Origin of the sequence: Richelia intracellularis HH01 (assembly GCF_000350105.1) — a bacterium.
In the GTDB taxonomy this organism is placed as follows: domain Bacteria; phylum Cyanobacteriota; class Cyanobacteriia; order Cyanobacteriales; family Nostocaceae; genus Richelia; species Richelia intracellularis.
The window spans coordinates 1-12,131 of the sequence record NZ_CAIY01000082.1 but is presented as its reverse complement, the minus strand read 5'-3'; the positions used below and the strand labels follow the sequence as shown (position 1 = coordinate 12,131).

Below are 12,131 nucleotides of genomic sequence, written 5' to 3'. Positions count from 1 at the left end.
AATATTGCTGGCAAATGACTGCTTGCAAATTATTGGATTTGCTTAATTAGTTGACATGATATCTGCATAGGTTTTATTAAAGAAACGATCAGTAGTACAATTCCTTTAGTTATTAGTATGAGGTAATTATTAACCTATGAAACTTTTGAGTGGTTTGACTTTGGCAATGAATTTCCAATACAAAAAAATATAAGAATTTAAGCAAACCTTAAATATCCTACCTGAAGACCTTATAAGTTTTTTGTCTAAGTCTCGGATCTGGTTAATTTTGATAAGTTTTCCTTACATCCCAAGATGTGGTTTAAACTTCATTCTATCAATTCTCATACCTGTATATAAAAGCCACCAGCTTAAATATTTAAATATAATAATAAAAAGGGAACTATCTCATGGCAACCCCAATGGCGAGGAGAAGTGTTAATCAATCCAGTCAGTCCAATAAAATGGGTAAATCTAAGTTGCTGTCCTTGAAAACTAGATGCTTTGCTGCTTGGACTGTTGAATTTAGTCTATTGATTATTAGCGGATTACTTCCTTTTAGTATTGGAGTTTATGCCAATTCAAAAAGTGATATGGAACGCACTTCTTTGCATCCGATTTTGGTTGTAGCTGAAATAGCAATCGCTTACCCCCTAGCATTGCCTGTAAGTCACGGTACTCGCAATGTGGCTTGGATAACTAATTTTGCTTGGTCATTGGCCTTATTAGCTCCTTTAGGTGTATCTGGATGGCAATTATATTTGCTGGCCACTACAGGTCGGACAACCCCCAAAAGTTGGTTTAGAGTGCGAGTCTTGAATAAAAATGGAATGTCACCTGGTTTCGCAGCAGTTGCCCAGCGGGAATTAGTGGGCATGTGGATAGTACCAGTATTAACTACTTACACCGTGTGGCGAAATAGTTTTGCCTTCCCAAATTTGGGGGCGTTTATGGTTATTGCTTTTTTGTTGTGGTTGGCAGATAGTGTTGGCTTTGGTCAACGTAAACCCAGACAAGCATGGCATGATCGCTTGGCAGGTACTTATACCGTTGATGATACTATTCCCTTTACTTTGGAGCAAATATATGATCAAGATCAATGGTCTAATGATGAGGAAGCAGCTATTGCATCCTTGGTAATTACTCCGGAACCGGAAGGAGAAAATAGTTATAAAAGTACTATCTGGAATTACATTAAGAAACATTCCAATATTTCCCTAGTTGGATTGTCAATCAGCAGTATTGTCCTAATCTTAGGTACATTAATTAGTACACAAATTTACATTCAAACTCAGAAAAATAGTCGGGCTATCCAACAGATTAATAGTCAACAGTTTATATTTTTACTACAAAAGTTAAATCCTAAGTCCCAGGTTGAAGAGAAAGAGAAAGTCAGTGCTATCCTAGCTTTAGGAACTTTAGAAAACGCTCAAGCAAACCAGTTTCTGGTTGATTTATTAGTCAAAGAGTCAAATAATCTAAATATAACCAATATTATCGAGCAAGCACTAGTTAACTTGGGGGTAAAAGTTATTCCCAATTTAAAACGTGCAAATCACTTTCTGGCTGGCCGACTGGGATCAGAAATGAGTATTACTGCTTCAGCTAGAAGATTACAGGAAAAGAGCTTGAAAGTTAATATCCAGGCAATTAAGAATATTTTAGCTGTACACAGTGGTAATACTTATAATCTTGACCTCAGTCGAGTTCAATTAAGTATTGTTAATAGTGTTAAGCCAAAACCGAATTTGGTATTAGATAAAGTTGATATTTGGGGTGTTAATTTTAAGTACGCTAATCTTAACCAAGTTAGTTTTAAAAGTAGCCGTTTCCGAGGGCCTGGGAAAGATGGCCGTTGGGATACCTATGATGATTGGATTACTGACTTCAGTGGTGCCCAAATGCAGAAAGCTGACTTAAGTTATGCTAACCTTAGCCGTGTGTTGCTGGTAAAAACTAATCTCAGTCGTGCAATACTGAACCAGGCAAAATTATCTGGTGCCCGCATGATAGGTGCTAATCTCAGTAGTTCTCAATTAGTAGGGGCAGATTTGCGCGGTGCAGTTTTAGAAAATGCTAGACTTACAGGGGCAGACCTAGGAGATGCCAAACTGGACAAAGCTGATTTGTTTGGAGCACGTCTAGTAAGAGCAACTGCTATTGGTGCCCACTTAGCCTATTCTAACTTAACGAATACTGATTGGCAGGCTGCGGATTTGTCAGGGGCAAATCTACACCGAGCAAATTTGCAAAATGCCAACTTAAGCGCTACAAGCCTGAAAGGGACTATTTTAAGTCATGCAAACTTGGAAAATGTCAGGTTTAGGAATGCGAACCTAAGTTTAGCCGATTTACGAGGTGCTGATCTGACAGGGGCAGATTTTCAAGGAGTAATTCTCTCATCTAGACGCCCTTATCTCACAGACAAATTTGTGGATGTTCCCACTGTCGGATTAGAATCTGCAATTGTGCGTGGAGTGGATTTCAGTCAAGTTAAAAATTTAGATCCCAGACAAATAGCTTATATTTGCACTCAGGGAGCCTTTCATCCCAATTGTCCCTAAGTTAAAGTGTTCTAAGTACATGCGAATTGCAAAAATTAGAAATAATACTATTTCACTTTCAAGTCAATACTAACTATTAACAAAATTCCGGGTTATGGGAAGAAAATAATTTCAATGCTAAAGATGCTTATCAGGATTATTGTAGATTCGTATAATTGAACTTTAGCCATTTAAATAACAGTAGCAATTTGATTCTAAAATGTTGGCTATTTAAATCTTGATAATCAAACATAATAGTAATTTAGTGTAAAACATTCCGGGCTCCTAAACTCGCCGAAATATTTTGCTTATCATATATACTACCTCATAAATACTAGTACTTTAAAAACAATAGTATGTATTCTATACAACTAAATAGTCAGTTTTGATGTCAAACTTTATGAAACTATATATAGTTGGTATAACAAAAAATGCTATTGAAAATAAGGTAAATAAAATATAAGTTTTACGATTAATTTTATTTAGTTATCATTGATACTGGAGTTTAATTTCCAAATGTGCCCGAATCCCTAAAAGTAACCCAAGATAATAATTACAATTCAAGATAATTAAGAATGTGTATTGAATTCAAACAGCCTTGCGCTTCTGAAACAACTACAATTACTGAATGAATTTAAATTGGCCTTTTATCCTGAAATACCCGAAGGCTATGCCTCTTAAAAACTCAGAGTTTTAACTTTGAGAACATACTATTGCACTTCCCTTTGTTGTGAATGTGAAGGATACTCACCTATTGGCTTAACTTCTAACAATGCTTTTGGATTGTGGCTAAAGGCAATAATATAATTCATTACCTCTCCATAGATCAACAAACTAAAGGTATATAATTGCGAAAAACCTCTAGTAAAATTGATAAAAGGATATCCCCAAATGCCAATATTTTTAAACTAAATAATAACTTATTTATCTGATTTTACTCAAAACCCAATAACTGTTTGTTATATGTATTAGTTAATCAACTTTTTCTTTTTTAGATGCTACTATAGTTGCAATAGATTAAATAATTTATTGATAAACTTAACTATATATTAGTATTTGCTTTAGTCTTAATTTTTGTTTTAATATTCTTAATATTTTCATCAATTATTATTCACGCAGTAGATATTTTTGGCACAAGGTAATATTACAAATACTTATAGTGATTTTATAGTTTGCAAGACTGACCACTGAGCTTGAATTAATACAATCTAATCTTAGTTAGTGAAATATTTTTCTCCAGATGAGCTTAATACTTATAAAATTTCCTATTTTTATTAACCCATCATTGTATAAAATCTCTATATACAAAATACTTCACTACGTATTTTAATAAATGAACATAGAAAGTAACACCCCGAAAGGATAAACTGCTAGTGTGGTTAGATATTTTTGGTGTCAATAGACATAATAACTTTTGGACAATTAATAGTAGATGCTGATTCTAAAATAGTTCTTAACCCCATTTTTCCATACATCCTATTCAATAACATCACTATATTAAGAAGTAAATAGTAATTGAGTGTTAGGATATGTATTATTTAGCTATATATCTATTAAATATTGAGGTTACTAATAACATAACAATCATAGTTACTAATCATACATAATCTGCCGAAGTCAAATAATACTAGTTAATACATGTATTGATTCTCTTATCCTAAAATGGGAGTTATAAAACAAGATGAGTTATCACTAACAACCAATCTCAAATTATATGAAAATCAGAGTGAGGAGTGCTATCTATATGACTAAAAAGTATAATCAAAAGCTTCTGATTTTCGGATTAGTAGCTAGTAGTGTATTGGGTATAACTTGTAATATCCAATCATCATCAGCACAGGTTACCTATGGGAGTTATGTTGGTGTGGGAACAACTATGGGTTTAATTGAAGACTCCCAAGTAGGAGGAATAATATCAGCCCGTTATAAATTTTTAAAAAATCCTGTTTCTTTACGTACCCAAGCTTTAATTGGTGATAGTACTGCCATTATTTCTACTATCTCTTATGATATGCCAATAAATTGGCAAACAGATGTTTATTTGGGAGTTGGTTTGGTTTTAGCAAGTGAGGATAAATCTTCTACTGTGGGTAATAAAATTAGCTTTGCCTTACAGCCTGGAGTTGATTACATAATCCCCAACAGCAATACTGTCATTTTTGGTAATGCTATCATCGCGTTTGATTCTTATCGAAATCGTAGCAGCAATGCTTTCTCAATCCAAGGTGGAGTCAGTTGGAGATTCTAAACTACAGGGATAATAATACTATATCAATGAATTAATTTTAAATTAAAGTAAATACCCCAGGAAAAAATCCTGGGGTGTGTGAATTTTAGAGTTGTTAAGAAATAAACTAGAGTTTTAGTTGAAACTCTGTAATTCTAAGTGCTTGTTAAGCTTATTTTTTATAAAATTATCAAATAAAATTTATATAATTTAATGAGCAGTTAGCATTAAGTAAGTACAAAATTCCCAAAGTCCATGGTGTAATAAGCAGAGAATAGCCTATTACACCATGGACTTTGCTCTGGCAACAATACTTCACCTTTAAGCCTCAAGTTAAACTATTTTGCCTTTGTATAAATTTATCACCTTAAACTCAATAAATTTTTTTGTTCTACAATATTGAATATAAGTTATAAAAGTTCTATTTTACTAGTGAAGTAAAGCTTCAAAATCCTTTTAAATTAAGAAGTGAAACTGAGTACAAAATAACTTACATTCAGGATTTGATAACTGAGATTTATAAATCATCCTAAAAATAAATTAGCATCAAATCTAATATACTTATTATTAATTACATATTAAGAAAAAATACTAGAAGTATTCATATTTTTCAAATTTCAATAATTCCTGACATCATAAAGTCATATTGTCAAAATTATTAACTGAAATATTCAAGAATAAACAAACATTTTGACATGGTTGATAAGATGATTTATTCCAAAGTATTATCTATCATGATTAGTAAGACTTTAATCAAGAATTTTAAATATGTATAAGTAAAAATATAATGAAATTACCTCATTACTTGAATTATTTTGCGGATAATATCTTCTTGGAGTTCAATGCTTTTAGTCAGTTGGAACTGAACCAGTGCTCTAACTAAATTTTGCTCTGGATATTTGACTTTAAAGTAAGTATTATATCCTAAATAATCTATGAAGAATCGTAGTCCCAGTTCAAATGTAATTAGGCGGATTGCATCGTACATATATTCATAGTCATTATCAGTCAGAAAATCTTTGGCAATTGAGAAATATCCATCTAGTACAAATTGGCAAATATCAGTATCAAAGCTTACTTCCTTCCACTCTTGAGTTTCTTCTCCCAGACGATTGCAACTAGAACGCAAGCAGTCACCAATATCATAATGAATTAATCCAGGTTTAATTGTATCCAAGTCAATAATACTAACACTTTTCTTGGTTAGAGTATCTATCATGATGTTATTAACTTTTGGGTCACCATGAATAGTACGTAAACGTAAATCCCCTTGAATAATAGCCCTTTCCAAAACATGTGCCCATGTATAACGATCATTTACAAATTTGCAACAATAATTAATTTCCGGGAATTGTGTGAGTCTATTATATTGTAATTTAACATCAGTAAACTGATTCAAGTAAGTAGATATTATATGAAAACCAGGAAGAGTATCAACTAGTTTGTCTATAGGTAAATCACTAGTCAACTTATGAAATGTACCTAAAGCATAGCCAACTTCATAAGCATGATTATAGTCTTGAATTGTATCAAAGGTTTCTGCTCTTTCAATAAATGTTATTGCTCGCCAAAAGGAGTTATTGATATCGATAAAATACGCTTGAGAATCTAGAGTAAGTAACATTTTTGGAATTTCCCATCGTCTGCCGTTAGTGCTAGGAAAATCCTGTAGACTTTGGAAAATATGGCTTGTAAAAACAGACATATTTTTCACTATTAACTCTGGCTTATAAAAAACCTGAGTGTTAATACATTGAAGAATAAAACACTTTTCTATGAAACTATCTAATGTAATCAGAAAAGTTCTGTTTATATTACCACATTTTAATTCCTGAATATCAGTGATTATTCCATTAGGCTTAAATTGACTTGCTATATGAATGAGATTATTCAATTATATATAGGTATTTTAGAAATAAAAAATATACTAACTAATTTAATTAAACCATATATGTATCGATACAATAACTCTTATAAATGACTCTTATATTTTTTTATTGAGCAAGAAATTAAATCTACCTACATAATATTACTGTAACAATAAGAAAGTATCATAGTTTGAATTATATTAATATAATTCAAACTATGATACTGCTATTAACCTACTAAATAATACTTTTTATGCAGATTTAATCCGTATATATTGCGTAAAAGCACACAAATGATATACTAAAGTCACTTAGGATATGCCTAATGTAATAGGTTTTTAACTAGTAAATCCATTATTTAAGTTATAATTATATTTATGGAGTATAATTATTTTCTATGATGAAATCAAATAAAAAATCTATTATTCAGTTTTAGTGAGTATAAAAAGCGAGTCTGATCTAGACAGTTTAATTTTGATTCTGGATAATACCAAATTATCAATACAACATATATGTCGAAATTTCATATCATTTATTGATATGAAATTAGCTTTAGATAGTTAATAAAAATAAAAACCTTGGTGAATAAAAAAAATATGCTATTTGCATTATAATTAAGTTTCATCTATTTTGATATATTAACGGTTAAGTTTTGAATCTAGTCCAAATTTGTTATTTCATAGGTAGTTAGAAGATTTCCTAATAGAGGTCCAAACGTTAGGATGATCAATCATATCACTATCAACCTTAATGTGCTATCGTTTAAATGCTTATCCACTCTCCTAGTAGTCCTTAATCAGAAGAAAAATCTACCTCTGTAGGAGAACTTGTAACTAGTATATGAAAATATATAATTAATAATTATTACAAAAACTGAATATAGCTGTGGTAGCTGATTAGCCTATTCTAGGCCGGGCAATTTTCGAACTCTCTACATATACTCAAGATTTAATAGGAAATTACTCTATTTAGTATACATTCACAAATAAGCAAGTTTGAAAGAGGGGTTTTTCCATAATTCAGAAGGTGAATTAACCGATAATCTAAATAAATTCCCTCAAACCAAACTTTATACTAGAAAAGGAAGAGTTATTTTCACCAAGAGGGAAAAATGTCTCCCAATCAAGCTATTATGCAAGCAGTGGAGAACCTGGACTACCGTGTCACTATAGGTGATGTAGTTACTCAAACGGGATTAAATATTGGGCTGGCAAGTCAAGGATTATTAGCCTTGGCATCTGATGTTGGTGGACATATGCAAGTTACCGAGTCAGGCGATATAGTTTACGAGTTCCCGCGCAAATTTCGGGATATTTTGTACAGTAAAGATTTGAGCTTGCAATTGCAGGAATGGTCGAGAAGGATTTGGAAAGTTCTTTTTTACATGATTCGTATTTTCTTTGGGATTTTATTAATTGTTTCTATAGTTTTAACGTATGTAGCAATTTTCATTATTACTACTTCTTCCAAATCTGACCAAGATAATGATAATCGCGGTGGTAATTTTAGTGGTAGTTTTATCTATTTCTCAGATTTACTCTGGTATTTGAGTCCTAATTATGGGGTTTACAAACAAGGAGGACGTCGAGAAAAAAATGAGCTGAATTTCTTGGAGGCAGTATTTTCTTTTCTTTTTGGCGATGGTGACCCTAATGTGAATTTAGAAGAACGGCGTTGGCAAGAAGTAGCAGACGTAATACGTAATAATTCTGGTGCAGTTATAGCAGAACAAATATCACCTTACTTGGATAACATTTGTTCAGGATACTCCCCGGAAGATGAAGATTATATGTTACCGGTACTTGTCCGTTTTAATGGACAGCCTAAAGTTAGTAATACAGGTGATATTGTATACTACTTTCCTGAATTACAGGTCAGTGCATCCCAAAAACATCATCACTCTGTATCAGATTATTTGCAGGAATTTTCCTGGCGGTTTAGCAAAGCTACTCCTGGACAATTGATGTTAAGTGTTGGTCTTGGGCTAGTCAATTTTGTTGGTATTTTGATTATTGGTGGCTTATTAACAGATATAAGGTTTACGACAGAAGTTGGTGGACTGGTCAGCTTTGTTCAAGGAATATACTGGATTTTATGGACTTATGGGATAGGATTTTTAGCAATACCCTTAATTCGTTATTTCTGGACTCAGTGGTGTAATACCAAGATTAGTTATCGCAACCAGCAACGACAAGCTAGATCCAGTTTGTTAGCCAGAAATAATTCTAAATTACAACAAAAGATCGAATATGCTGGCCAATTTACAAATGAAAAGGTAATTAGTAAAGATGATTCTGTGTATTCCACCAGCACAGATTTAATAATACAAGAAATAGACAGTTCTGCACGAATTGAAACTGAATGGCAGCATCCATTAAAAGAAAGAGGGGATTAAAGATAAACCTTGTAATTCCCATGATGCCAAGTATTTACCTTATTTATATCAACTTAGAGTAGTGATAATAAGCGGAGCATTCTACCTATATAGTAGATAGATATTCTATTATTTGGATTTTGTTCCACTCTATCTCCTGAATTTGGGTTGCTAAAAAATATAATTGGTATAGTACTTCTTATTAATATGATGAAATATAAGTTTCAAAAAAATATTTCAAGTTGCTTCATAATATTTTGTGGTATTGCTACAATTTTCAGTGGTCCTAGTATTACTAACATGTATGGTGTAACTTGAAAACTCTTACCTGTTTCAAAGATAGTAATAAGAATATAGACTTAACTTGTTAAGTTGAGGTGGGTCATTATTTAGTTTATAGACCTAGTATCATAGGAAATAATCAAAGATAATATGGAGGCGAAAGTAATTAACTATGACTATGACACCTATAAAATAAATCGGCCAACTATTAGAAGTAAATATTTTTGGCAATCATCCTTCTACTTCCTGTCATGCTCTGTATGAAAGTCATTTTTCTTATTCTTTTATGAGAAGGCATTACAAACTTAATATTATTCCAGGATTTCATCTTAGATTAGCAGTTGTAACCAGAGTGGAAAGTACTAGCCTAATTCTCCACATAATGACTAATATGTAAGCTGTGATCTCATATCATAACCAAAATGATGGAGTTGCTGGGAAGTAGAAAACAATATTAAAGTCTAGTAACTGAATTAGAATAATACTAAATATTTAATATAAGGCTAATCCCATAGTAGTTCATACTACTATATTGACTTGATTGAATATAAAGGCTTTTAAAGCAAAATTTACTAGTAAACCAATACTGCTTTCTGAACAGAAGATAAATCCGGTTTAATAAAACTCCATAGTAAATTACATAGAAGTAAGTTACATAGAATTACATTGGGAGTATTCTAATATTGCCAAATACTTTCTTCAAATTTACTTTTGTCTTAATAAACTATAATCAAGCCTATTACTATATGAATAACTATAGATTAAAAGGGATATGAAAATGCTGGTCTTATGAGAGATAACATTATAGTTACATAAATTCATTCTTATGCATACTAGAAAAACATTTATTGAGTCTGATAAGTTGACTTTTTCTAATATATGAAAACTACAATAAAGAAAAACAGGAACCAAATGATTACAGCAAAATTTTTGAGTAAAGTAAAATTAGAAATAGATTATGATAGTCTTATGTATGCTTGGTGATATTATACTAAATTTCATTAATATTTATACTAAGACTATTATCCCCCATAAATGACTCAGAAAACGTTGATATGAATATATAAATAAGACAATAAACATTAAGAAAAGTATCGAGACTTTGACGCATACACATATTTTTGGAGAGGATGCTTCTCCTGGAGTAAAATTATATAGTGATGTACGTATATTTTTTTGACTAACATTTAATACTAATTCTTATTATATTACGGAATTTTCATCTAAATTGTAGTTTATAATAAGCTTTTCAAGTTGCAGAATTTTTACTTTAATTCTAAATTGCTTCTTGATAATAATTTGATACTGTTAAAATATTTATACCAGTAAAAAAAAGATACAAGCACCGTGCCTCAATAAAATAATAATCTAATTACTTATTCACTCGAATTTTTGTAAGGAATTCACCTCTAAAATAACACCCGAGAATTTGCAAGTAATTGGCCCCATGCCTGGCTCATACCTAAGCCTTGGCCAAAGCCAAATCCACTAAACATAAAGCTGCTAATACTCTGACGAATAGTAAAACGCATACTTTTTAACTTGAGGACATTACGTATTTTTTCTACTGTTAAAACTATCCAACCCTTATCACCCATAATTTTTAAGGATTTTACACTTTAATAGGGGTATATTTGCTCTATTCGTATCTGCTTTACATCTCCTAATTCAGGAACTGTTGCACTTGTATATTGAGTGGGAAATATTTTTATACCCAGTTACAGTATTTAATATTCTGGTCAAAATCTGGGACTGCACGTAAATAGGGTAACTTATTACCCCAAGCATCTTCTACATTTTCCGTATGCTCTCCATCACAAGTATGGAAAGCTGAAAGGAAAATTTTATTGTTGTAAGTTAATACCTGTCCTACAGTTTTATGTACAGCAGCTAAAGGATTATGGTGCCGGTTAATCATACCCCATAAATTTGCCAGCGTCCAGGGCTACTCCCAACATCATACAATGAGTTTTTCCCAAATTTTTTTGACGTTTGTAGAGAGCAATAGCTCCTCGTCTTGTTGCTGTAAAGGTATTCTTCTAAACTTATCTAGTTAATAGCCGTTAACCCTTTCTCTTCTAGGACAATGAGCATTCTACCCTGATACCAGCGACCGTTAATATAAATAAATCCCTTGTTTGTAGGTTCAATCCAAAATAAATTGGAACGCCACTTATTTAATAGAATTATCCCAGATAAACTTTTTGCATAATACTCTTTTCCTTTTAATCTTTCTCCTAGCATCTCTAACAATTGCACCAGTAGAACTTCCCAATTCTAGCTTTTCAACTTCTCTTATAATTACCACACGAATAATTAAAGAAGCTTGAACAGGAGTGGCTAGAGTAATCCATAAAATAAGACCAAAATGCCAATAGCACACTTTAAATAGGGAAAGCAAAAACTTTGAAAGTATTTGGAAATTTATTGACCTATTTTAATTTATTGTCTAGTAATATTTAAATATATTTTATTCGTTCTTCTTTTAGGTTATATTTTCCCAGGATAATATTTTATTTCTTATTATATAGCCTGTTCTCTTAGTTATTTCTACCAGTCTCCTAGTTAGAGAACTTATTTAATTAGCTAGTTATATTACGATATTAATTAAAAATGTGGATAAATAAGTATAGTCAACTAATTTATTCTCTAATTCCAAGAGATAGGCATAATTTCATTTATTTTTGATAAATACATGTCTGCATACATACTTTCTAATAAAAATAAGTTTATTTTATTATGAATTAGCCTTGTTATAAATAGGGTTTTCTTACACATATGAGTCTCATAAATTCTACTTATTTTTAGTACAAATAGTGCCCAGATAAATAGATGTATGCAAAATATTTTTATATCTT

Annotated in this window: 7 protein-coding genes; 3 read left to right on the top strand and 4 right to left on the bottom strand. The window is 31.5% G+C overall.

Annotated elements, in window-relative coordinates; translation table 11 throughout:
- Window positions 1–389 precede the first annotated feature (389 nt).
- Window positions 390–2,543 (top strand): pentapeptide repeat-containing protein, encoded by a 2,154-nt coding sequence (locus RINTHH_RS09020; protein WP_044304962.1) that lies wholly within the window; start codon window positions 390–392, stop codon window positions 2,541–2,543.
- A gap of 1,723 nt (window positions 2,544–4,266) precedes the next feature.
- A complete protein-coding gene (locus tag RINTHH_RS09015; protein ID WP_008235655.1) occupies window positions 4,267–4,770 on the top strand; it encodes a hypothetical protein in 504 nt (167 codons plus the stop codon).
- 772 nt (window positions 4,771–5,542) lie between these two features.
- On the opposite strand, the gene RINTHH_RS09010 is transcribed toward RINTHH_RS09015, so the two are convergent.
- Complete coding sequence (locus RINTHH_RS09010; RefSeq protein WP_008235654.1) at window positions 5,543–6,643, bottom strand: phosphotransferase enzyme family protein; 1,101 nt, start codon at window positions 6,641–6,643, stop codon at window positions 5,543–5,545.
- Between the two features lie 1,085 nt (window positions 6,644–7,728).
- On the opposite strand from RINTHH_RS09010, the gene RINTHH_RS09005 reads away from it, so the two are divergent.
- Window positions 7,729–9,012, top strand: coding sequence for a hypothetical protein (locus RINTHH_RS09005; protein WP_008235653.1), 1,284 nt, complete (start codon window positions 7,729–7,731; stop codon window positions 9,010–9,012).
- A 1,670-nt stretch (window positions 9,013–10,682) separates the two neighbouring features.
- Here RINTHH_RS09005 and RINTHH_RS11615 read toward each other — a convergent pair.
- From RINTHH_RS11615 to RINTHH_RS11605, 3 genes are all read right to left on the bottom strand, one after another.
- Window positions 10,683–10,871 (bottom strand): hypothetical protein, encoded by a 189-nt coding sequence (locus RINTHH_RS11615; protein WP_008235651.1) that lies wholly within the window; start codon window positions 10,869–10,871, stop codon window positions 10,683–10,685.
- A gap of 110 nt (window positions 10,872–10,981) precedes the next feature.
- Window positions 10,982–11,191, bottom strand: coding sequence for a hypothetical protein (locus tag RINTHH_RS11610; protein ID WP_008235641.1), 210 nt, complete (start codon window positions 11,189–11,191; stop codon window positions 10,982–10,984).
- Window positions 11,192–11,322: 131 nt separating this feature from the next.
- Window positions 11,323–11,532, bottom strand: a complete 210-nt coding sequence (locus tag RINTHH_RS11605; RefSeq protein ID WP_008235640.1) for a hypothetical protein — start codon at window positions 11,530–11,532, stop codon at window positions 11,323–11,325.
- Between the last annotated feature and the right edge of the window lie 599 nt (window positions 11,533–12,131).